Raw genomic sequence first — 21615 nt, forward strand, 5'->3', positions numbered from 1 at the left:
GCTGCGCGCGCCGACCGGATCAGGCTGCGTGGGGAATCGGCGGAAGCTGCAAGGCCAGCAGATCGTCAGGCGCGACCGGACGGCTGATCAGGTAGCCCTGGGCCATGTCGCAGCCGATCGACCGGAGGAAGGCGAGGCACCCGGCATCCTCGACCCCCTCGGCCACGACCTTCAGACCCAGCTCATGCGCCAGACTGACCGTGGACTGGACCAGGATCGCATCGTCGCGGTTCAGGTGGGCGAACTGCACGAACTTGCGATCGAGCTTGAGCTCGTCGAGCGGGAGCTGGCGCAGATAGCTGAGCGTGGACTGGCCGGTGCCGTAATCGTCGATCGAGATCGAGATGCCCATCTCGCGGAACGCATCGAGCGCCGCCGCCGCCGCTTCGACATCGACCATCGCGGCGGATTCGGTCACTTCGAAAATCAGGCGGTTGGTCGCCACGCCGCTGCGCTCGACCAGATCACGCACGGCGGCGCAGAAATCCGGGGCGTCAACCAGCTTGGCCGAGATGTTGACCGCCACGCTGATCTCCAGCCCCTGGGCCCTCAGCCGGCCGAGATCGGCGATGGCCCGTTCCAGCACGTAGAGCGTCAGGCCGGCAATCCGGTCGTTGCGCTCGGCCAGGGGAATGAACAGATCGGGACCCAGGCGTCCGCGCGTCCGGTGGTTCCACCGGACCAGCGCCTCGGCGCTGGCGATCCGGCCCGAGGCCAGCGCCAGCTTGGGCTGGTAGACCACCTCGATCTCGTTTGCGCCGATCGCATCGTCCAGTTCGCCCAGCAAGGACAATTCGCGGTCGATCGCCTCGTCGTTGAGGTCGTCGTGCGCGTTCCAGCTCACCCCGCGGGTCAGGGCCTGGTCGGCGGCGAGCAAACCGCGGCCGAGCAGGTGATCGGTGCTTTCGTCCGGCCGACGCCAGGCGAAGCCATAGTTGAGCGCCACATCGACACGTCGACCGGCGACTTCCACCGGCGGCAGCATGATCGTGCGCAACGTGGCCAGCCGGGCCTGCAGATCGGCCTCGTCAGAGGCCACCCAGACCAGGGCACGGTCTTCCACCCGGTAGATCGTGGCGCCTTCGGTGACGAGCGAGATGCGTTCCTGCACGCGGCCGACCAGATCGGCGGTCGTGCGATCGCCCAGGGCAGCCACCAGCTTGTCGTAATCGCTGAACCGCGCAACAACCAGGCCAGCCCCGTCGCCGGGCCCGCCGGGGCCGCACAGGGCCAGGCGGTTCGGCAATCCGGTCGCCGTATCGTGAGAGCGGCGCACCTGCCGCGCCACCCACGAGCGGGCGGCATAGGTTGCGGCGCTGACCACCGCCAGCACGACCATGGCCGGAGCCAGCTCGAACGACCAGTTGAAACCCGCCTTGGCCGCCACCGCGAGGCCGAACAGCAGCAGCGGGGCAGCCGTTACGGTGATGGCCAGGACCCGCCCGTTGCCGATGCGCAGGATGCCGAAGCCCAGCGCCAGCGCCAGCAGCAGCGGCAACGGCCAGCCCGCTTCGCGCGGAAGCCCGCCGCGCAGCGTTTCGGCGGCCAGGGCCTGGATCACCACTCCGGGGATCACGCCGCGGCCGGGGACGGCATAGCGATCCCCCATCTCGATCGCGGTGGCCCCGATCAGCACGTGCTTGCCGGCAAAGGCCGCCGGATCGAAGCGGCCATCACGGACATCGATGAAACTGGACCGCGGGATCGTGTCGGGATCGATCGCATAGTCGATCGGAAAGTCGCTATCGGCAGCACCGTTGGCCAGTCCGGCCATGGCCGCGGACAGCGAAGGGCGCGGCAGGCCATCGGTGATCGTCCCGACCGGGGCCCGCCGGACCACGCCATCGGAGTCCGGGCGCACGCTTACCGCTGCGATCGTGGCATGTTCGCGCAGTTCCGGAACCGGCAGGGAATTGGTCCACCCCGAGCGGCCGGCCCCGGACTCCTGGCCGAAGGTCGGCAGGATGACCGGCATCCGGGTCCGGGCCAGCGCCGCGCCCAGGGCCCTGTCGTCCGCTGGGTTGGAGCGGGCCGAGAAATCGACGTCGAACGAGACGCTGGCCGCTCCGGCGCGCTGCAGCCGATCGATCACCGCCACATAGTTGCGCCGCGGCCAGGGCCAGCGATCGATCGAGGCGATCGAATGGGCATCGATCTCGACAATGCGCAGTTCGCTGCTGGCGGGATGACGGCGCAGGGCCGCGCTCGCCTCCTCCAGCGAATGCTCGACGAACTGGGAGGGACCCAGCAGACCGAACAGACCACTCGCCGCCAGGGCCAGGCCAAGCACCACCGATCGCCAGTGGCGAGGGAGATGTTGAGCGACCTTGGCCGAAGAGCGATGAGCTGCCATGTCCGATCAGTTGGCGTTGCGGCCCGGATTGCCCCGCAGATCGGTCAGCGTCGGCGCGACGGAGAGGTTCGCCCCAATCGTGACCGAGTTGGCGTTCGACGCGTTGCCGGAATTGCCGTTGCCCGAGTTGCCATTGCCGTTGCCGTTGCCGGAATTGCCGTTCCCCGGGTTGCCGGTCGTACTGACCGTCAGGCCGGCATCGATGACGCTCGCAGCGGCAGGGGCCGGAACTTCGACGGCATTGCCGTTCCCGTTCCCGTTCCCGTTACCATTCGCGTTGCCGTTCCCCGGGTTGCCGTTCCCACCCACGGACAGGCTGGCATCGATCAGACTGGCCGCCACCGGAGCCGGGGCAGACGCGCTGTTGCCATTCCCGTTGCCGTTGCCGTTGCCCGGGTTCGCGTTGTCGGAATTGCCGTTTGCGTTGCCATTCCCCGGGTTGCCCTTCTCACCCACAGTCAGGCTGGCGTCGATCAGGTTGGCGGCCACCGGAGCCGGGGTAGAGGCGCTATTGCCGTTACCGTTACCGTTACCGTTACCGTTGCCATTGCCGTTGTCGGAATTGCCGTTCGCGTTGCCATTCCCTGGGTTGCCCTTCTCACCCACAGTCAGGCTGGCGTCGATCAGGTTGGCGGCCACCGGAGGCGGGGTAGAGGCGCTATTGCCGTTGCCGTTGCCGTTGCCGTTGCCGTTGCCGTTGCCGTTGCCGTTGCTGTTCCCGTTGCCGTTGTTGCCACCGTCCGAAGGGGTCAGGCCGGCGTCAGTGATGGTCGCGGCGGCTGCGGACGGGGTGCTGCCCGTGCCGGTCGACAGGTTGACGTTCACCACATTGGCGTTGCCGGTCGACTTGTCGGACTTGTCCTCCTTGTCGGACTTGTCCTCCTTGTCCTTGTCCGGGTTGTCGGACTTGCCCGAGGCCAGCAGCACTTCGGACTTGTCGTCATCGTCCTCGAGATCGAGGGCGTCGTCGTCGTCATTATCCGGCTTGCTGGCGGCGCCAGAGGTGCCGGGCGCATCATTGGCGGCCAGCAAGGTCGGCGTGCCGGTTGAACTGGATGACGACGTGTCGCCATCCGACTTTCCGTCGCTGCCGGACTTGCCATCACCATCCGACTGGCTCTTGCCGTCGGAGCGGGCTTCGGTTTCGTTGCCGGCGTTCGCGGGGGTCGATTCCCGATAGGACCGGACCGCGGTGTTGACCGCGACCAGATCGGTCCCGTTGCTGACCAGTCCGGCTGTCGCCCGCGACAGGTCGACCTGCTGGGCGACCACCGCCGTAGAAATGACCTGGCTGTCCGTGGTGACGGTGGTGCCCGCGCCGGCATTCGTCGCCGCTGCCGAGGATCCGGCACCCGCCCCCCCGGCGTTGAGGCTCAGGCTGGAACCGTCCCCGCTGCTGCCATTGCTGGTGCCGCCCGCGTCGGTCGACCCATTTCCTGCCGGTGCGGCGGGGGTGGCGCTGCTCGGCGTGGCGGACGGCGCCGGCGCGGCCGGGCGCGGCGCGGCGCGCTGGGGTGAATCGATCTGCCGGGTCTCCTGGCCCTGCACCGACAGGCGATAGGGATCGTCGCTGCGCACCAGCGCAACGGTGCCGGGCCGGATCAGTTCGCTGGCGCCGCCATCCAGGGTCGAGGTTTCGACCAGACCTTCCACCACCTGCAGCGAAGCGCCCTCGGCACCGACCGTGATCGAGAAGGTGGTGCCCTTCACAACGGCCGCCAGGTACGGGGTGCGCACGCCGAAGTGAGGCTTGGCCTGCTTTTCGACCTGGAAGATCGCATTGCCCCATTCCTGCACCAGCGTCAGGAAACCGCGCTTCTCGCCATCGACCGGCAGGTTGATCCGGCTACCCGGAGCAACGGTCACGAAGTCCCGGCCGCGCACCACGATCGCGCGCGATCCGGCCCCGGTCGACAGCGTCGCGCCCGGGAGGACCACCATGCCGCGCGTGGCCGGCACGGTTCGGCCAGCCTGGCTGACCGTCACGGTCCCGGCGGTCTCGCTGACCGTCCACGACGCAGCCTTGCCGTCGGCATAGGCCGACGATGCCGTGGTCAACAGCAGCAGGCAGGTGAGCTGGCGGAACGCGTTTGACATAAGCAGAATACCTCTATCCTGCCTTGGCCTTACACTTCGTTACGTTGCCGTCCCGTTTGGAGGGGTGGTTAACTTTTGATGAGGCGCTTGGGAAAATTGTAAGGAATTTGGTGCATGTTCGCCCCGCTACCACTGCGGGAAGATATGCGGAGACCTTGGGTTTCATGGCTGATGCTCGTCACGATGGCACTCTCCAGTGCCACGATGGCGCGTGCGCAGCCGGCACCCGAAGGCGTTGACCCCGGCCTGATCAGCGGCGAGCGCCCGGTCCCCCGCGACCGCGACGCCGAACGGCGCGCGACCCCTACGGTTGAGGTGGAGCGGGCACTCCCGTCCACCCCGGGGCCGACCGGCCAGTCGATTCAGGTGGGCGCCATCACGCTCAGCGGGCTCGAGCGCCTGACCCCGGCCGACTTTACCGACATCCTGACCAACAGCATCGGACGCCGCTTTTCCCCCAAGGCGCTGTACGGGCTGACCAATGCCATCGCCAACCGGATGCGCGCGCGGGGCTATGTCTTCGCCACCGCGACGATCGCCCCGCAGCGGATGACCGCCGGCGTGCTGATCGTGACCGTCGACGAAGGCCGCATCGACGAGGTGCGGTTCGATGGTCCGGTGAGCAAGGCCGTGCAGAGCGATCTGGCCCCCCTGGCGGGCGCCGGCCCAGTGACCAAGGGCGAGGTCGAGCGCCGCCTGCTGCTGGCGGGAGACAACAGCGGGACGCGCATCCGGTCGAGCAAGTTCTTTCGTGAAGGCGGCCGCGGTATCCTGCTGGTCAGCGCATCGCACGATCCCGCGACCGTCCGCATGGCCCTGACCAACCAGGGCACCCGCACCATCGGGCCGGTCCAGTTGCGGATCGATGCCGATCTCAACGGCCTGATCGACAGCCGCGATCGCCTGTCGATCAGTGTCACCGGGACCCCCGCGCAACCCTCGGAGCTTCAGTTCGGGCGTATCCGCTATGCCCGCGACCTGAATTCGGAAGGCACGGAAATCGCCTTGTCCGCCACGGGATCGGCCACCCGGCCGGGCTCCTACCTCGCCCCGCTGGGTTTCCGCAGCCGCTCATGGGCGGTCGGCGCGAGCTTGACCCAGCCCCTGCTGCGCCGACGTGCGGCCAGCTTCTGGCTGGAAGGAGAACTGGGCCTGCGCAGCTTTCGCCAGTGGCGCACCGATACGCTGGTCCGTTACGATCGTCTCAGCACGGCCCGCCTGACGGTCTACGGCAATGCCAAGATCGCAGGCGGGCTGTGGCGTGTCAGCGCGGGCGTGACGCAGGGCCTTGGCTGGCTGGGCACAACCGCCCCCGGCGATCCCCTCGCCACGCGCAGCGATGCCGATGGCACCTACACGGTGTTCTCGCTGTGGAGCGACTGGACGGCCGATCTTGGCCATGGCCTCAGCCTGCGCCTCGCCGGACAGGGCCAATTGGCCGCGCAGCCGCTGCCCCTGTCCGAGGAGATGGCCCTGGGTGGCACCGCCTTCCTGCGCGGCTATGACTGGGGTGAGCGCAGTGGCGACCGCGGCGTCGCCGGTCTGGCCGAACTGCGCTATCTCATCGATCAACCGCTCGGGCTGGTCCGCCGTGCGCAGGTCTATGCCTTTGCCGACGGCGGCGTGGTGTCCAATCTGCAGGGCGGGAGCGGAGGCGGCTCGCTGGCTTCGGCCGGCGGCGGCCTGCGCATCGACCTGACGCCGCGCATGGGGACCACGGTGGAAGTGGCCGTCCCGCTCAGCGGCCCGCGCTATGATACCGGCACCCAGAGCGCCAAGATCAACCTGGGCCTGATCCGCAGCTTCTGACGCTGCCCTGTTCGGGCAGAAGCATATGTTTCGGCGGGATTTGACTCACCGCAATGCGCCCGTGCGCAGCGGGTCCATGATGATGGCCAACCTTGACAGGAGCCACCATGAGCCACGTTCCGCACGATCTTCACGACACCTTCCCGGCCGATGCCGCGCTGCTTCACCAGCTCAAGCTCGACAATGCCCACTTCCAGCGGATCGCGACCCGCTATCACGAGGTGAACCGCGAGATCCACCGGATCGAAAGCGATATTGCGCCCGCCTCCGACGATCACCTCGAAACGCTCAAGAAGGACCGGCTGGCCATGCTCGACGAGGTCGCCCAGATCCTGGCCAAGGCCAAGGCGTCGACCTGAACCGGCGGTGCTGTCCGGGCCGGGTTGCCACCGGACCGGGCGGCCCGGGCCCCGATCAGGACCGGGCCACGTCATCACCCGTGGCAGACGGATCGGGCATCAGTTCCTGGCGACGGCGGGCCAAAGCCTCGCCCAGCGCAGCCAGATCGATCCCGGCCTCTTCGCACAGCGGGAACAGCTCGTCCTCCTCCTCGATCACGTGATGGTACACGTATTCGCCCAGCACCCGCATCCGGGCATCAAACAGGTCGTCGCCCGGCCGCCCACGCTCGAGCGCGGTGATGAGATCACCGGCCACGGCATGCTCCACCCGAGCCTCGGCGAGCAGGTCCAGGGCGCCGGTCGCCTCGGCCATCGCGGGATAGAACAGCTCCTCCTCGATCCGCGCGTGGATGCGCAACGCGGCACAGACGGCTGAGGCGATGGCCTGCCGCTCGGCAGGCTCGGCACGGTCATAGGCGTCGAACAGCACCTCGATCCGGCGATGATCGGCCTCGAGCAGGGCAATGGCATCCGCTGCCGGAGGATCCGCAGCGACAGGACCCGGCATGTCCGCAGGATTGGGGTGAGGCAGATCTGACAAGGCGGGACACTCCGGTCCGTGAAAGGGCTATCCCGGAAACCGCCCATGCCCCGGTCCAGTTCCAAACCGTCCCACGTGCCCTTTGCCAGCCCCTGAGGCCTTCGGCACCACGGGGCAGGATGGCGCGCTGCACTGTAAGCGTTTCGCGCCCAAACGATGCCCGGTGGCTGTCGATCTCCGCCGGGATTGTCCGCGCCTCGCTGCGGCGCCTGAGCCGCACCCTATCGTCGCCCAGGCACAGCGCGCCGACCAGACCGGCTGCCCTCATCCCCAAAGCTCATGAAGTGTGGTGCGCCCGGCGGGATTCGAACCCACGGCCCCAAGATTAGGAATCTTGTGCTCTATCCTGCTGAGCTACGGGCGCCCGGCCCGCTTCTTACGGACTGGGAGCGGGCATGGCAACGCCGCCAAAGGTCCAATGCGGGGGCAATGGCCCAATGCCGGGGCAACGGAAAGGTGTCGCGGTCAATTGGCCTGGTCGGGCGGGATGACCGGGACCAGCAGCGGGGCGACGGCGATCCCCTCCTCGATCAGGTCGCGCGCCTCGTCGGCGGTGGCCTGGCCGTGGATCGGTTCGTGGTCCCGTTCGCCATAATGCATCGCCCGGGCCTGATCGGCGAACCGATCGCCTACCCAGCGTGACGACTTGAGCGCCTCGGCCTGGGCAGCGGCCATCGCACGGAACATCGCGATCGCCTCGGGCGGCAGGGCTGGCCCGGTGTTGGTCAGGGCACCGGCCGGGGTCGGAGCCGGGGCGAGGGACTCCGGTGCGGCGGCGCGGACCGGTTCGGGGCGCTGGTTGCCCTTGCGACCCACATTCGGCGCCATCACCGCCTTGGCCACGTCCGCACTGCCACACAGCGGACAGGCGAGCAGTCCGGACGCCTGCTGGCGGTCGAAATCGTCGCTGGAGCTGAACCACCCCTCGAACCGGTGACCGGCCGCGCGGCAGGCAAGATCGAAAACAATCATCGGGACCAACCAGGTGTCATGGCAAGGTCCTAATTGGGAACGATGCGCCGATTGGCAAGACTGGGTAGCTGCTGGCGGACTTGGACCAGGCGGGCGGGGTCGATCTCGACAAAGCCAAGCCCCGCTGCCTCTCCCCCCAGATCGAGCAGGATGTCCCCCCAGGGATCGATCGCCAGGCTGTGACCGAAGGTGTCGCGGCCATCGGGATGATGGCCGACCTGCGCCGCCGCGATGACATAAGCGCTCGCCTCGATCGCCCGGGCCCGTTGCAGCACGTGCCAGTGATCGCGGCCGGTTGGCACGGTGAAGGCCGCGGGGATGGCGATGACATCACAGGCCCGACGCCCCAGCGCCTCGAACAGGGCGGGGAAACGGATGTCGTAGCAGATCGCCAGGCCGAGCCGGCCGACGGGCGTATCTTCGACCACGGTTACCGCCTCACCCGGCGCATAAGCGTTCGATTCCCGCCAGGATTCGCCCGTTGCCAGATCGACATCGAACATGTGCAGCTTGTCGTAGCGCGCCCGGATGGCCCCCTGTTCGTCGATCACGAAAGCCCGGTTGGCATAGCGCGGCCCCTCCTGCCGCACCGCGAGCGAGCCCAGCGCCACCCACAGGCCATGCCGGGCGGCCGCATCGCGGACGGCGGCGAGGACCGGATCGTCACCTTCGGGGCGGATCGCCCTTGCGGCCCTCTGGCGATCCCGGTCGAGCAGCCCGCACATCTCGGGCGTGAACAGCATCCGGGCTCCGTCGGCCGCGGCCCGCTCGACCGCCGCGACGATCGTCCGCGCGTTCTCGGCCGGATCGATCCCGCTGGTCATCTGCAGAACGGCAACGCGGGCCATGGGGTTCAGGCCTGGAGCAGCGGGTCGAGCTTGCCGGCGCGGTCAAGCGCGTGGATGTCGTCACACCCGCCATAGGCCACGTCATCGATGAAGATCTGCGGGACGGTGCGCGCGCCGGGGTTACGCTCGGCCATCTCGGCGCGCTTGCGGCTGTCCATGGTCACGTCGTACTCGGTATAGGCCACGCTCTTGCCGTCGAGCAGCGCCTTGGCGCGCGTGCAGTAGGGGCAGCCCCACTGGGTATAGATTTCCACCTTGGCCATCGCATGTCCCTTCTTGTCCCGGCCGGGGGAAGACACAGGCTCCCCCCGGCTCGCGGTCCGGACCGACCACCTCCGCGCAAGATGCGGGCGGCGTGTCGACCGGACCTTGAAAGCCGCCGCGGCTAACATATCTCACCAGACGTGTCATGGGCCCGCGCGGCCATGCCACAACGCCGGGATGCCATCCGGGTCCCGACGAACCACGAAAATTGCTCAATCGAGGATTTTTGCCATGACCCGTTTTGACTTTACCCCCTATCGCCGCAGCACCGTAGGGTTCGACCGCCTGTTCGATCTGCTGGAAAACGCCTCGCGGACCGGCGGTGGCGAGAACTACCCGCCGTTCAACATCGAGCGTCGCGGGGAGGATTCCTATCGCATCACGCTCGCGGTGGCCGGGTTCAAACCGGCCGATCTCGACATCACGGCCCAGCAGAACCTGCTGGTGGTCCAGGGCCGCAAGAATGAAGAGGCGCAGGCGTCGGGCCAGTTCCTGCACCTGGGCATCGCCCAGCGCGCCTTCGAACGGCGCTTCGAGCTGGCCGATTTTGTGCGGGTGGAAAGCGCCAATCTGGAGGACGGCCTGCTGGTGATCGACCTTGTCCGCGAAGTGCCCGAGGCGATGAAGCCCAAGAAGGTGGCGATCGGCACCCAGAAGCCGCTGAGCGTCATCGAAGGCAAGACCGCGGATCGCAGCGAAGCCGCCTGAACGCGGCGCGGCCCCCTGGGGCCTGCAGCCATTGAAACGGGCCGGGGGATCACTTCCCCGGCCCGATGTGTTCGGGGGTGCAGGTCGGACCCAACCGCTCGCTCCGGACCCGTTGGCGGAGACTCGCGAACGCGGCGGGTGGCGGTAACGCCGAAGACAAGGCCCCTGCCTGGGCGGCTGGACACCGCCAAATCAGGCTCGGGTCCTGTCCTGAAAGATGTGATGTTCTGACGGGTTCGGGCCTGTGGCCTGGCGCGCCGCGATGGCAGGTCCCGCAGTCGGGGCGGCGTATGGGGGTGGGTCTGGGAGGACCCACCCCCGCGACGCTTGCGCGCCGCCCTGTCCCATCATGATCGTCCGGGTCGCAAAAGACGATCAATCGCGGGACTGGCCCGTGTGCCTAGCCAGCACCCTCCTGCCAGCCAGACCAAAATCCTTTGCATTCCCCCTTATCCGCCAGGCTCGAAACCTTACGGAGAGCAGCTAAGCGATCGTCAACCCTGCCGATTTCGGCTCGGCGACCGCTGCCCCGCTCTGAGACAAGGGGTAAGCGGTAACGAAATGCCTTGGCAAGCCCCTTCGAAATATTTCTTTCTTTTTTACATTGGGATACTTAGCCCGATCTAGACAGACCGAGCTAGTGCCTCCGCCGTTAGGGCTTAGCACTTAACCTTCAGGGTAGAAAGCCGCCAAATGGCGTAGACGCACCTGGGGTCGCAGGCGCGCCACCTTCTGCCGCATGGGCGGCCGCAGCCTAGACGAGTCGGGACTGCTGGAGCGCCGCGCCGATGAATCCGCTGAACAGCGGATGCGGCGCGAAGGGTCGGCTCTTGAGTTCGGGGTGGAACTGCACGCCAACAAACCACGGATGATCCGGCCGCTCGACGATCTCGGGCAGCAAGCCGTCCGGAGACATTCCGGAAAACACCAGCCCGCCCCGTTCCAGCGCATCGCGATAAGCGCAGTTCACCTCGTAACGGTGACGATGGCGCTCGCTGATCTGCTCGGCGCCATAGATCGCCGCGACATGGCTGTTGCCCGCCAGGTTCGCCGGATAGGCGCCCAGGCGCATGGTCCCGCCCAGATCGCCGCCTTCGGCGCGGGTCTGGAGGCCTTCCTCGGTCATCCATTCGGTGATGATGCCGACCACGGGCTCCTCGGCGGGACCAAACTCGGTTGACGAGGCCCCCGCGATGCCAGCCGTGTTGCGCGCACCCTCGATGCAGGCCATCTGCATGCCCAGGCAAATGCCGAAGAACGGCACCTTGCGTTCCCGGGCGAAGCGCACGCTGGCGATCTTGCCTTCGGTCCCGCGTTCTCCGAACCCGCCGGGCACCAGGATCCCGTGCATCGGCTCGAGCTGGGCGGCGATGGTCTCATCGTCCTGCTCGAACAGCTCGGCATCGAGCCACTTGATGTTGACCTTGACCCGGTGCGCCATGCCGCCGTGGATCAGGGCCTCGTTCAACGACTTGTAGGCATCCTGCAGGCCGACGTACTTGCCCACGACACCGATGGTGACCTCGCCCTCAGGGTTCTGATATCGGTCTACGATATCATACCACCGCGACAGATCCGGCTGGGGTGCGGTCAGGCCGAAATGGTGCAAGACTTCGGCGTCGAGCCCTTCGCCATGGTACTGCAGCGGCACGGCATAAATGCTCGAAGCGTCCAGCGCCTGGATCACCGCCTCGGTCCGGACGTTGCAGAACAGCGCGATCTTCGCGCGCTCGCCGGGGGGCAGCGGCTTCTCGCAGCGGCACAGCAGCACGTCGGGCTGGACGCCCAGGCTGGTCAGCTCCCGGACGGAATGCTGGGTCGGCTTGGTCTTCAGCTCACCCGCGGCGGCGATATAGGGCACCAGCGTGACGTGGACCGAGCAGGTCTGCTCGCGGCCCAGTTCGTTGCGCATCTGGCGGATCGCCTCGATGAACGGCAGGCTTTCGATATCGCCCACCGTCCCGCCGATCTCGCACAGCACGAAATCCAGATCGTCGACCTGATCCTGGGCGAAAGCCTTGATCGCGTCGGTCACGTGCGGGATGACCTGGACGGTGGCGCCCAGATAGTCCCCGCGCCGTTCCTTGGCGATGATCTGCTGGTAAATCCGCCCGGACGTGATGTTGTCCGACTGGCGGGCCGAAACCCCGGTGAAGCGTTCGTAGTGGCCCAGGTCCAGATCGGTCTCGGCGCCGTCGTCGGTCACGAAGACCTCGCCGTGCTGATAGGGGCTCATCGTCCCCGGATCGACGTTCAGGTAGGGATCGAACTTGCGGATCCGAACGCGGAACCCGCGCGCCTGCAGCAGTGCCGCGAGGCTTGCCGCCATGAGACCTTTGCCGAGCGAGGAGACCACGCCGCCGGTGATGAAGATGTACCGCGCCATGGGAGTCGGGCCTTAAATGCTGCGAGGGGCGCAGGGCAAGGCAATCCGGTCAAGTTGTGGCGCTAATCCACAACTGCCATACCGCCCGTGCGGCCCGGCGCGAAGGCCGGCCGCGGCTGCGCCCGTCTGGGTCGGGACAGAAAAGCGAAAACGCGATCGCCAAACCGGGCGAACCCGGTCCGGCGGCTGCGGTCAGGATGCGATCAGGTCGCCTGCGGAGCGGGCTGCGGCGCCGCCTGGCCCGCGGCGGGAGCCAGCGGATCGACCGGCGCCTGGACCGGGGCGACATCGCGCTTGAGCGAGGTATCGATGGTCCGCCCCCCGCCGGCACTGGTCGCCAGCGCGGCCAGCACGATCGACAGGACCACGAAGATGGTGGCGAGGATCGAGGTCGTGCGGCTCATGAAGTCCGCCGCGCCGCGCGCCGACATGAAGCCGGTCGGGCTGCCGCCGGTCCCGAGGCCACCGCCTTCGGACTTCTGCATCAGTATGACGCCGACCAGCAGCGCGGCGACAATCGCCTGAACGACCATGAGGAAGATGAACACGATGAAAACCCGTTTCGCGCGGAAAGAATGAAGCGCCATCTAGGCGCGGTGCGCCCCGCTGGCAAGGTGCCGCCCGGTCGCACGCCGGCGGGGCCGGCCACAACCCGCCTGCCGCTCAGTCCGTGCGGGCCGAATGGGCGGCAGCGACGATGGCCAGAAAGCTCTCGGCGGTCAGGCTGGCGCCCCCGACCAGAGCCCCGCCCACGCCATCGGCCGCGAGCAGATCGCGCGCATTGTCGGCATTGACCGAGCCGCCGTAGAGAATCCGCACCTTCTCACCCAGATCGGCGCTCCAGTCGACCAGCGTCTGTCGAATCGCCTGGTGCATGGCCACCACGTCTTCCACCGCGGCAACCCGCCCGGTGCCGATGGCCCAGACCGGCTCATAGGCCACGGCCACCCGCGCCATGCCGGCTTCCTCGGCCATCGCGGCCGACGGCAGCGATGCGGCCACCTGCGCCTGGACGACGGCTTCGGCTTGCCCGGCATCGCGCTGCTCCAGCGTCTCGCCCACACAGACGATGATCCCCAGCCCACTGCCCAGGGCGGCCTCGGCCTTGGCCTTGACCAGGGCATCGCTTTCGCCATGGTCACGGCGACGTTCGGAATGGCCCAGAATGACGAAGTCGGCCCCGGCATCGGCCAGCATCGCCGCGGCGACATCACCGGTGTGAGCGCCTTTGGCCTCGGTGTGGCAATCCTGACCGCCGGTGCCGATCGCCTGGGCCTCGGATGCAATGGTGTGCACCAGGGTGAACGGCGGGGCGAGCCCGATCTGCACGTCGGGATAACGTCCCGCGGCCCGATCGATCGCCCGGGCCTCGGCCAGCATGGCGCGGGTCCCGTTCATCTTCCAGTTGCCGACGATATAGGGCCGATGTGGCATAGATATTCCCTGAAATCTTACATTTACCTGAGCATAGTGACGAATCCGATGGGGATGCGACGCCCTTGAGCGCGCTGCTAGGCCAGCCCTGCCCCGGCTGTCAAAAACCGAATGGACAGATTTTCACCATTTGCCCGGCTGTGTCCGGTCGGCAACGTTCGCGGGCCGATCGGGTTTCGCCGCCCCCCGTTGCGGTCGCGTCAAATGGCTCCTAAAGCCCCGCGACAGCACCGTGCCCCGTTTTCGGGGCCCCAGAACCGAGCCCTGCCGATGTTGAACCTGTTCCGCTCCTTCATGCATTCCAAGATCGGCGCGGTGATCGCGCTGGGCTTCCTGGTGCTGATCGCCCTCGCTTTTGCCGCGGGCGATGTGGCGGGCATGCGCAGCTCGCTGTCGGGCAGTGACGGGCGGGTGGCCACGGTGGGCAAGCGGGCCATCACCGCCAGCGAGCTGGGTCAGGCCGCAACCGGCGCGCTCGAGACGCTCAAGCGCGACAATCCGCGCCTGACGATGAAGGACTTCATCGCCAGCGCGGGCCTGAGCACGGTGCTCGACCAGTCGATTGACCGCGCCGCGCTCGCCGAATTCGGGGAGCGCCACGGCGTGATCGCCAGCGATCGCCTCATCGACAGCGAGATTGCGAAGATCCCGGCGTTCCAGGGGCCGGACGGCAAGTTCAGCGACAATGCCTACAAGGCGCTGCTGGCCCAGCGCGGCCTGACCGACGCCACGGTGCGGCGCGAACTGGGCGATGGCCTGATCGCCCGGCAACTGCTGACCCCGGCGGCCTTCGGCGCCCGCATGCCGAATGCGCTGGTGACGCGCTATGCCGCCGCGCAGTTCGAAAAGCGCGCCGGTGCGGTGGCGCTGCTGCCCGCGGCCGCCTTCGTCCCGGCGGCTCCGCCCAGCGATGCGGAAGTGACCGCGTTCTTCAACACCAATCGCGCGCGCTACACCCTGCCCGAGCGCCGCGCGGTCCGCTTTGCCCTGTTCAATGAGGCCGCGCTGAAATCCGTTCCGCAGCCCACCGATGCCGAGATCGCCACCCGCTACAATCTGAACAAGGCCGCCTTCGGCCCCAGCGAGACGCGGCGGCTGAGCCAGCTGGTCCTGCCGACCGAGGCCGCGGCACGCGCCGTCCTCGCGGAAGTGACCGGAGGCAAGACGCTGGAAGCATCGGCCGCGGCCAAGGGCCTGGCCGTCGCCAAGATCGGGCCGGTCAGCCGGAGCGCCATGGTCACCCAGAGCAGCGAGGCGATCGCGGCCGCGGCCTTCGGTGCCGCCCAGGGCAAGACGATCGGGCCGGTGCGCGGCCCGCTCGGCTGGCTGCTGGTGCGGGTTGATGCGGTCGACGCGAAGCCCGGCAAGACGCTCGACCAGGCTCGCGAAGAGATCACCACCACCCTGGTGGCCGAGAAGCGCCGCGCCGCCCTAACCGAATTCTCGGCCAAGATCGAGGACGAGTTCGACAACGGCGCCTCGCTTGGTGATGTCGCCAAGGAACTGGGCCTGACCATCACCGAGACCGCCCCATTGACCGCCGATGGGCAGATCTTCGGCGCCCCCGATCAGAAGGCCCCGGCCGAGCTGGCCCGGGTGCTGGGCACCGCCTTCGCCATGGAGCGCGAAGGCCAGCCCCAGCTCGCCGAGATCGAGCCGGGCAAGACCTTCCTCGTCTTTGACGTGTCGCGCATCGTGGCCGCCGCGCCGCCGCCGCTGGCGCAGATCAAGGCGCAGGTGGCGAACGACCTCGCACTGCGCAAGGGGGCTGCCCAGGCCAAGGCTGCGGCCGAAAAGGTCCTGGCGGAACTGAAGCGGGGCAAGGAGCTGGGTGCCGCGATCAGCGGACTGGGCGTGGCCCAAATCCCGCCGGTCAACCGGATCGAGCTCGGCCGCGAGGACCTCGCCCGCCTGGGCCAGACCGTGCCGCCGCCGCTGGCCCTGTTCTTCTCGATGGCGCAGGGCTCGGCCAAGCTGCTTGCCGCGCCGAACGACCGCGGCTGGTACGTGGTCTCGCTGGCCAAGATCGTGCCCGGCGACTTGGCCCGGATCGCCCCCCTGATGCCCGCCGCAACCCGTGAACTGTCGGGCCAGACCGGCCGCGAATACAGCGCCCAGTTGCGCGCCGCGATCCGCCAGGACATCGGCGTTAAGCGCAACCAGGGCGGGATCGACGCCGTCTCGCGCCGTCTGGTCGGCGGCAACTGAGGGTATCGCCGTGAGCCTGCCCCCGGAGAACGCCGCCGCCGCCGCCGAACAGTTGGCCCGAGGCGAACCGGCGCTGGTCTGGCGGCAACTGGTGGCCGATACCGAAACCCCGGTGGGTGCGGCGCTCAAGCTGTTCGAGGATGGCCGCGGCGATTTCCTGCTCGAATCGGTCCAGGGCGGCGAGGTGCGCGGGCGGTACAGCCTGCTCGGCCTGGCCCCGGACCTGATCTTTCGCGCCACCGGGCGCCAGGCCGAGGTCAATCGCGACTGGCCCGCCGATCCGACCGCCTTCACCGCGCTGCCCGGCGACAGCCTGAGCGAGCTGCGCGCCCTGGTCCGGGCCTGCCGGATCGAGGTGCCCGCGCAACTGCCCCCGGCGCTGGCCTGCCTGGTGGGCTATTTTGGCTATGAAACCATCGGGCTGGTGGAAAAGCTCCCCCGGGCTCCGCAGAGCCCGCTCGCCCTGCCCGACATGCTGTTCGTACGGCCCACCCTGGTGCTGGTGTTCGATCGCCTGACCGACGCGCTGTGGTGCGTGGCCCCGGTCTGGCCGGGCGCGTCGACCCCGGACCGACTGATCGCGGCTGCGGCCGACCGCATCGATGCCGCCCTGTCCCGGCTCGCCGCTCCGGCCGCCACGCCAGCCCCTGCGGTGGACCTGCCCGAACCCGTGCGGACCCCGGTGATGCCCGCGGAGCAATACCGCGACATGGTCCACAAGGCCCAGGGCTACATCACCGCCGGAGACATATTCCAGGTGGTGCTGGCCCAGCGCTTCACCACGCCCTTCACCCTGCCGGCGGTGGCGCTGTATCGCGCGCTGCGGCGGGTCAATCCCTCGCCCTTCCTCTATTTCCTTGATCTGCCCGGCTTTGCGCTGATCGGATCGAGCCCGGAAATCCTCGTGCGCATCCGCCAAGGCGAAGTGACCATCCGGCCGATCGCCGGAACCCGCCCGCGCGGGCGGACCCCGGAAGAGGACGCCGCGCACGAGGCCAGCCTGCTGGCCGATCCGAAGGAACGCGCCGAACACCTGATGCTGCTCGATCTGGGCCGAAACGACGTGGGCCGGGTGGCGGCCAAGGGCACGGTGCAGGTCACCGAAAGCTACACGATCGAGCGCTACAGCCATGTCATGCACATCGTCTCGAACGTGGTCGGCCAGCTCGACACGACCCGCCATGACGCGATCGACGCGCTGTTCGCCGGCTTTCCGGCCGGGACCGTTTCGGGCGCTCCGAAGGTCCGCGCCTGCGAAATCATCGCCGAGCTCGAACCCGAAACGCGCGGCGCCTATGCCGGCGGGGTTGGCTATTTCGCGCCGGACGGCTCGGTCGATTCCTGCATCGTGCTGCGCACCGCCGTCCTGAAGGACGGGATCATGCACGTTCAGGCCGGCGCCGGGATCGTCGCCGATTCGGTGCCCGAGAGCGAACAGGCCGAATGCGAGAACAAGGCCGGCGCCCTGTTCGCCGCGGCGCGCGAGGCGGTGCGGGTGGCGAGCGAGGCGGGGTTCGGGCAGTAATCGCAACGGCGCGGCGGCTGATGCCGGCCGGAGGGGGGCAAGGCGATGGCGTCACTCGATCAGTTCCTCGGCTCGGCCTCGCTGTGGCTGATCGGCGCCCTGTTCCTGGCCTTGCTGATGGGTTCCTGCCTGGCCGGCCGCGCCCTGCGGTTCCGGCTGGAGCCGGAGGGCGATGTCGCGGACCAGCAGGACAGCTATCTGCTCTCTGCCGCGCTGGGGCTGCTCGGGCTGCTCATCGCCTTTACCTTCTCCCTCGCCGTGGGCCGCTATGACGATCGGCGCGAGGCCGTGATCCGCGAAGGCAACGCGCTGTCCACCCTGTGGCTGCGCGCCGGGCTGGTCGAGGGCCCGGCGGGAGAGGGTCTGCGCCAGGCGATCCGCGGCTATGCCGATGTCCGGGTCGCGCTGCCCGCCGCGGCCGATCGCCCGACGATCGAAGCGCGATCGGCCGCGGCGCAGGCACGCATCTGGGACGGGGTGCGCACCGCCCTGCCCGCCATGGCGGCACCGCTCGGGGCCAGCCTGGTCAGCGCCGCCAACGAGGCCTTCGATGCAGCCTCGGCCCGCAAGGCCGAGCGCGAAGCCCGCATCCCGGGACGCGTGCTCGACGTGGTCAGCCTCTATGCCGCGATCTCGGCCGCGATCATCGGCTATGTCACGGGACGGCGGGGCCATCGCCGCCAACTGGTCGAGGCCGGGGTCCTGTTCCTCCTGCTCACCCTGGCGCTGACGCTGATCCTCGACCTCGACCGCCCATGGTCGGGCGCCGTGACCGTCTCGGCCGAACCGGTCCGCGAAGCTCGCGCAGCCATGGGCTGAGCCTCCCGAGCCGTCACCGCACCATGCGAGGAATTGCTTGATCCCGCCTGCGAAGGCTGAAAAAGGCTGCAGCCATGATCCTGGTCATCGACAACTACGACAGCTTCACCTGGAACCTGGTCCATTACCTGATGGAGCTGGGTGCGCCGGTCGAGGTGGTGCGCAACGATGCGCTGTCCGCTGGCCAGGCGATATCGTCCGGGGCGGCGGGGTTCCTGATCTCGCCCGGGCCCTGCACGCCGAACGAGGCGGGCATCAGCCTCGATCTGGTCGGAGCGGCCGCCGATGCCGGCAAGCCATTGCTGGGGGTGTGCCTGGGCCACCAGTCGATCGGCCAGTACTTTGGTGGCAAGGTGGTGCGCGGCGGGCTGATGCACGGCAAGACCAGCCCGGTGACTCACGACGGCACCGGCGTGTTCACCGGTATCCCCTCACCCTTCATCGCCACCCGCTACCATTCGCTGATCGTCGAGGCCATTCCCGAGACGCTGGCCGTCAACGCCCGCAGTGACGACGGGCATGTGATGGGCTTCCGCCACACCAGCCTGCCGATCCACGGGGTCCAGTTCCATCCGGAATCGATCGCCACCGAACATGGCCATGCGATGCTGGCCAACTTCCTCGCCCTCTGCGGGATCGAGGCCCGGCTTCCGGCATGACCCGCCTGCCTGCCATCACCGCAGAGCCGCTGGATGAGGACGAGGCCGAAGCGGCCTTCGGCGCGATGCTGGACGGCACCGTGGACGATGCCGCCATCGCCGACTTCCTGGTCGCCCTGTCCGATCGCGGGGAGCAGGCCGGCGAGATCACCGGAGCCGCCCGCGCGATGCGCGCCCGGATGGTGCCGATTGCCGCCCCGGCGGGAGCGATCGACGTCTGCGGCACGGGCGGGGATGGGCTCCACACGCTCAATGTCTCCACCGCGGTCAGCCTGGTCGTGGCGGCCTGCGGGGTGCCGGTAGCCAAGCACGGCAACCGCGCCGCCAGTTCCAAGTCGGGTGCAGCCGACACCCTGGAAGCTCTGGGCCTCAACCTCGACCGGGTGGCCGAGACCGCCGAGGACACGCTGGCAGACCTCGGCATCTGCTTCCTCTTCGCGGGGCGGCACCACCCGGCCATGGGCCGGATCATGCCGATCCGCCGGGCGATCGGCCGACGCACGATCTTCAACCTGATGGGCCCCCTGGCCAATCCGGCGGGCGTCCGCCGCCAGCTCGTCGGCATCGCGCGTCCGGCCTATGTCCCGATCTACGCTCAGGCCATCGCCGCCCTGGGGACCGACCGGACCTTCGTGGTTTCGGGGGACGAGGGGCTCGACGAGTTGAGCCTGGCCGGCGGCAACGAGCTCGGCGTGGTCGAGCACGGACACGTGGCCATGCAGCGGGTCCAATGCGGTGACGCCGGCCTGCCTGCCGCACCGATCACCGCGATCCGCGGCGGCGATCCGGCGCACAATGCGGCCGCCCTCCGCGCCCTCCTGGCCGGTGAGCCCGGCCCCTATCGCGATGCGGTGCTGTTCAACGCGGCCGCTGCGCTCCTGGTGGCCGGTGAGGCCGGGGACTGGCCCTCCGCCGCCGAAGAGGCCGCCGAAGCCATCGACAAGGGGCTCGCCAAGACGCTGCTCGACTGCTGGATCAAGACCCTGAAATGACCGACAAGCTCACCGAAATCTGTACCGCCACCGGCGCCGAAGTGGCCCGGCGCAAGGCCCTGCGCAGCCTCGCCGAACTCGATGCCCTGGCCGCCGGGCAGTCCGCCCCGCGCGGGTTCGAGGCGGCACTGCGCCGGGCGGCAGCCAGCGGCTTCGGCCTCATCGCCGAAATCAAGAAGGCGTCGCCCTCGAAGGGACTGATCCGGGACGACTTCGATCCCCCGGCCCACGCCCGGGCCTACGAGGCCGGCGGCGCCACCTGCCTCTCGGTCCTGACCGATGCCCCCTATTTCCAGGGGCACGAGGACTATCTCGTCGCCGCCCGCGCCGCCTGCACCCTGCCCGTGATCCGCAAGGACTTCATGGTCGATCCCTGGCAGTGTGCCGAAGCCCGCGCGATGGGCGCCGACGCGATCCTGATCATCGTCGCCGCATTGGACGACGGGGCGATGGCCGAGATCGAGATAGCCGCGCGTGAACGCGGGATGGACGTGCTGGTCGAGGTCCACAACGAAGCCGAGATGGAGCGCGCCGCCCGGCTGTCGTCGCGCCTGATCGGGGTCAACAATCGCGATCTCAAGCGCTTCGTCACCGATCTGGGCACGACCGAACGCCTCGCCCCGCTCGCCCCCGAGGGGACACTGCTGGTGGCCGAGAGCGGGATCAATCATCATGCCGACCTGCTCAGGCTGTCGGCCTGCGGGGCGCGTTGCTTCCTGGTGGGAGAAAGCCTGATGCGCCAGGCCGACGTGGCCGCGGCCACGCGCGCCCTGTTGACCGGCGCCGCTTGACGCAAGGGCCAAAGTTGCCTAATTGTTCCGCGTTCGTTCACTGAACGATGCCGGAACATTCGCTTCCGCATCGCGCATGACGGGAGTGAGATGGCGATGCTGACCCGCAAACAGCACGAATTGATCCGGTTCATCCAGGCCCGCCTGGAAGAGACCGGGGTGTCCCCCTCGTTCGAGGAAATGAAAGAGGCGCTGGACCTGCGGTCCAAGTCCGGGGTCCACCGGCTGATCTCCGCACTGGAGGAACGCGGCTTCATCCGCCGCCTGCCGAACCGGGCGCGCGCGCTCGAGGTGTTGCGCCAGCCCGACGACGTAAGCGCGAAGGTGACGCCGCCCAAGGTCTGGGCCCCGGTCGCCCCGCAGACCCGCGCGCCGGCGATCCAGCCTGCCCCGGCCAACGACGTGATCGAAATCCCGCTGCACGGTCGGATCGCCGCCGGTGTCCCGATCGAGGCGCTGGAAAGCACCGCCACCCTGCCCGTCCCTGCGGCCCTGCTCGGTCCGGGGGAACACTATGCGCTTGAGGTGTCGGGGGATTCGATGATCGAAGCCGGCATCCTCGATGGGGACTATGCCCTGATCCGCCGGACCGACAGCGCCCGCGACGGAGAGATTGTCGTCGCGCTGGTCCGGGGCGAGGAGGCGACGCTCAAGTACCTCTATCGTGACGCCGGGCAGGTTCGGCTCGATCCGGCCAATGCGGCCTACGATCCGCAGTTCTATGCCCCGGGCGAGGTCATGGTTCAGGGCAAGCTCGCCGGACTGCTGCGACGCTATCACTGACAGGCCGGGCTGACCGGCTTCCACA

The 21615-nt window shown here is 68.5% G+C and carries 19 protein-coding genes and 1 tRNA gene; 10 read left to right on the top strand and 10 right to left on the bottom strand.

What is annotated here, in order from left to right; genetic code table 11:
• Positions 1 to 19: 19 nt before the first annotated feature.
• Both H7F49_RS03670 and H7F49_RS03675 read right to left on the bottom strand, forming a co-directional pair.
• On the bottom strand, positions 20 to 2353 hold the full coding sequence (locus H7F49_RS03670) for an EAL domain-containing protein (protein WP_185682218.1): 2334 nt from the start codon (positions 2351 to 2353) through the stop codon (positions 20 to 22).
• 6 nt (positions 2354 to 2359) lie between these two features.
• Positions 2360 to 4450, bottom strand: coding sequence for a FecR family protein (locus tag H7F49_RS03675; RefSeq protein WP_185682219.1), 2091 nt, complete (start codon positions 4448 to 4450; stop codon positions 2360 to 2362).
• 183 nt (positions 4451 to 4633) lie between these two features.
• On the opposite strand from H7F49_RS03675, the gene H7F49_RS03680 reads away from it, so the two are divergent.
• Together H7F49_RS03680 and H7F49_RS03685 are read left to right on the top strand one after the other, a co-directional pair.
• Positions 4634 to 6259: a ShlB/FhaC/HecB family hemolysin secretion/activation protein gene (locus tag H7F49_RS03680; protein ID WP_185682220.1), complete on the top strand. Its 1626-nt coding sequence runs from the start codon at positions 4634 to 4636 to the stop codon at positions 6257 to 6259.
• A 107-nt stretch (positions 6260 to 6366) separates the two neighbouring features.
• Positions 6367 to 6618 (top strand): YdcH family protein, encoded by a 252-nt coding sequence (locus H7F49_RS03685; RefSeq protein WP_185682221.1) that lies wholly within the window; start codon positions 6367 to 6369, stop codon positions 6616 to 6618.
• Between the two features lie 55 nt (positions 6619 to 6673).
• Here the strand turns inward: H7F49_RS03685 and H7F49_RS03690 are convergent, their stop codons facing one another.
• The 5 genes from H7F49_RS03690 to grxC all read right to left on the bottom strand — a co-directional run bounded on the left by H7F49_RS03690 (position 6674) and on the right by grxC (position 9284).
• Positions 6674 to 7168, bottom strand: a complete 495-nt coding sequence (locus H7F49_RS03690) for a hemerythrin domain-containing protein (RefSeq protein ID WP_185682222.1) — start codon at positions 7166 to 7168, stop codon at positions 6674 to 6676.
• A 320-nt stretch (positions 7169 to 7488) separates the two neighbouring features.
• Positions 7489 to 7565, bottom strand: a tRNA-Arg gene (locus H7F49_RS03695).
• A gap of 101 nt (positions 7566 to 7666) precedes the next feature.
• Positions 7667 to 8173, bottom strand: a complete 507-nt coding sequence (locus H7F49_RS03700; protein ID WP_185682223.1) for a DUF1178 family protein — start codon at positions 8171 to 8173, stop codon at positions 7667 to 7669.
• A 29-nt stretch (positions 8174 to 8202) separates the two neighbouring features.
• Positions 8203 to 9021 carry a carbon-nitrogen hydrolase family protein gene (locus tag H7F49_RS03705; protein ID WP_185682224.1) on the bottom strand — a complete coding sequence of 273 codons (819 nt, stop codon included), beginning with the start codon at positions 9019 to 9021 and terminating at the stop codon, positions 8203 to 8205.
• Positions 9022 to 9026: 5 nt separating this feature from the next.
• A complete protein-coding gene (gene grxC, locus H7F49_RS03710) occupies positions 9027 to 9284 on the bottom strand; it encodes a glutaredoxin 3 (RefSeq protein WP_185682225.1) in 258 nt (85 codons plus the stop codon).
• 232 nt (positions 9285 to 9516) lie between these two features.
• Here grxC and H7F49_RS03715 point away from each other — a divergent pair, with 232 nt between their 5' ends.
• Complete coding sequence (locus H7F49_RS03715; protein ID WP_185682226.1) at positions 9517 to 9993, top strand: Hsp20 family protein; 477 nt, start codon at positions 9517 to 9519, stop codon at positions 9991 to 9993.
• A gap of 754 nt (positions 9994 to 10747) precedes the next feature.
• Here the strand turns inward: H7F49_RS03715 and H7F49_RS03720 are convergent.
• From H7F49_RS03720 to tpiA, 3 genes are all read right to left on the bottom strand, one after another.
• Positions 10748 to 12379 (bottom strand): CTP synthase, encoded by a 1632-nt coding sequence (locus H7F49_RS03720; RefSeq protein ID WP_185682227.1) that lies wholly within the window; start codon positions 12377 to 12379, stop codon positions 10748 to 10750.
• A gap of 203 nt (positions 12380 to 12582) precedes the next feature.
• Positions 12583 to 12927, bottom strand: coding sequence for a preprotein translocase subunit SecG (gene secG / locus H7F49_RS03725; RefSeq protein ID WP_185682348.1), 345 nt, complete (start codon positions 12925 to 12927; stop codon positions 12583 to 12585).
• Positions 12928 to 13042: 115 nt separating this feature from the next.
• Complete coding sequence (gene tpiA / locus H7F49_RS03730; protein ID WP_185682228.1) at positions 13043 to 13813, bottom strand: triose-phosphate isomerase; 771 nt, start codon at positions 13811 to 13813, stop codon at positions 13043 to 13045.
• Positions 13814 to 14083: 270 nt separating this feature from the next.
• On the opposite strand from tpiA, the gene H7F49_RS03735 reads away from it, so the two are divergent.
• The 7 genes from H7F49_RS03735 to lexA all read left to right on the top strand — a co-directional run bounded on the left by H7F49_RS03735 (position 14084) and on the right by lexA (position 21590).
• Positions 14084 to 16021, top strand: coding sequence for a peptidylprolyl isomerase (locus tag H7F49_RS03735; protein ID WP_185682229.1), 1938 nt, complete (start codon positions 14084 to 14086; stop codon positions 16019 to 16021).
• A 4-nt stretch (positions 16022 to 16025) separates the two neighbouring features.
• The gene (trpE, locus tag H7F49_RS03740) at positions 16026 to 17546 is read left to right on the top strand and encodes an anthranilate synthase component I (protein WP_185682349.1); all 1521 of its coding nucleotides are present in this window, start codon (positions 16026 to 16028) and stop codon (positions 17544 to 17546) included.
• A 45-nt stretch (positions 17547 to 17591) separates the two neighbouring features.
• A complete protein-coding gene (locus H7F49_RS03745) occupies positions 17592 to 18365 on the top strand; it encodes a bestrophin-like domain (protein ID WP_185682230.1) in 774 nt (257 codons plus the stop codon).
• A 74-nt stretch (positions 18366 to 18439) separates the two neighbouring features.
• A complete protein-coding gene (locus H7F49_RS03750; RefSeq protein ID WP_185682231.1) occupies positions 18440 to 19024 on the top strand; it encodes an anthranilate synthase component II in 585 nt (194 codons plus the stop codon).
• Positions 19021 to 20016: an anthranilate phosphoribosyltransferase gene (trpD, locus tag H7F49_RS03755; RefSeq protein WP_185682232.1), complete on the top strand. Its 996-nt coding sequence runs from the start codon at positions 19021 to 19023 to the stop codon at positions 20014 to 20016. The genes H7F49_RS03750 and trpD overlap by 4 nt, the downstream gene beginning before the upstream one ends.
• On the top strand, positions 20013 to 20807 hold the full coding sequence (gene trpC, locus H7F49_RS03760) for an indole-3-glycerol phosphate synthase TrpC (protein ID WP_185682233.1): 795 nt from the start codon (positions 20013 to 20015) through the stop codon (positions 20805 to 20807). The genes trpD and trpC overlap by 4 nt, the downstream gene beginning before the upstream one ends.
• Before the next feature lie 96 nt (positions 20808 to 20903).
• On the top strand, positions 20904 to 21590 hold the full coding sequence (gene lexA, locus H7F49_RS03765; RefSeq protein WP_185682350.1) for a transcriptional repressor LexA: 687 nt from the start codon (positions 20904 to 20906) through the stop codon (positions 21588 to 21590).
• Positions 21591 to 21615 lie beyond the last annotated feature (25 nt).

It is taken from the genome of Novosphingobium aerophilum, from assembly GCF_014230305.1.
GTDB classification, from domain to species: Bacteria; Pseudomonadota; Alphaproteobacteria; order Sphingomonadales; family Sphingomonadaceae; genus Novosphingobium; species Novosphingobium aerophilum.

Bases quoted from the DNA above. Each gene is read 5' to 3' on its own strand.
- tpiA (WP_185682228.1), bottom strand. From the start codon at position 13,813: ATGCCACATCGGCCCTATATCGTCGGCAACTGGAAGATGAACGGGACC.
- H7F49_RS03745 (WP_185682230.1), top strand. From the start codon at position 17,592: ATGGCGTCACTCGATCAGTTCCTCGGCTCGGCCTCGCTGTGGCTGATC.
- H7F49_RS03680 (WP_185682220.1), top strand. From the start codon at position 4,634: ATGGCACTCTCCAGTGCCACGATGGCGCGTGCGCAGCCGGCACCCGAA.
- H7F49_RS03700 (WP_185682223.1), bottom strand. From the start codon at position 8,173: ATGATTGTTTTCGATCTTGCCTGCCGCGCGGCCGGTCACCGGTTCGAG.
- H7F49_RS03720 (WP_185682227.1), bottom strand. From the start codon at position 12,379: ATGGCGCGGTACATCTTCATCACCGGCGGCGTGGTCTCCTCGCTCGGC.
- trpD (WP_185682232.1), top strand. From the start codon at position 19,021: ATGACCCGCCTGCCTGCCATCACCGCAGAGCCGCTGGATGAGGACGAG.
- H7F49_RS03670 (WP_185682218.1), bottom strand. From the start codon at position 2,353: ATGGCAGCTCATCGCTCTTCGGCCAAGGTCGCTCAACATCTCCCTCGC.
- H7F49_RS03735 (WP_185682229.1), top strand. From the start codon at position 14,084: ATGTTGAACCTGTTCCGCTCCTTCATGCATTCCAAGATCGGCGCGGTG.
- H7F49_RS03705 (WP_185682224.1), bottom strand. From the start codon at position 9,021: ATGGCCCGCGTTGCCGTTCTGCAGATGACCAGCGGGATCGATCCGGCC.
- trpC (WP_185682233.1), top strand. From the start codon at position 20,013: ATGACCGACAAGCTCACCGAAATCTGTACCGCCACCGGCGCCGAAGTG.
- H7F49_RS03685 (WP_185682221.1), top strand. From the start codon at position 6,367: ATGAGCCACGTTCCGCACGATCTTCACGACACCTTCCCGGCCGATGCC.
- lexA (WP_185682350.1), top strand. From the start codon at position 20,904: ATGCTGACCCGCAAACAGCACGAATTGATCCGGTTCATCCAGGCCCGC.
- H7F49_RS03690 (WP_185682222.1), bottom strand. From the start codon at position 7,168: ATGCCGGGTCCTGTCGCTGCGGATCCTCCGGCAGCGGATGCCATTGCC.
- H7F49_RS03750 (WP_185682231.1), top strand. From the start codon at position 18,440: ATGATCCTGGTCATCGACAACTACGACAGCTTCACCTGGAACCTGGTC.
- H7F49_RS03675 (WP_185682219.1), bottom strand. From the start codon at position 4,450: ATGTCAAACGCGTTCCGCCAGCTCACCTGCCTGCTGCTGTTGACCACG.
- H7F49_RS03715 (WP_185682226.1), top strand. From the start codon at position 9,517: ATGACCCGTTTTGACTTTACCCCCTATCGCCGCAGCACCGTAGGGTTC.
- grxC (WP_185682225.1), bottom strand. From the start codon at position 9,284: ATGGCCAAGGTGGAAATCTATACCCAGTGGGGCTGCCCCTACTGCACG.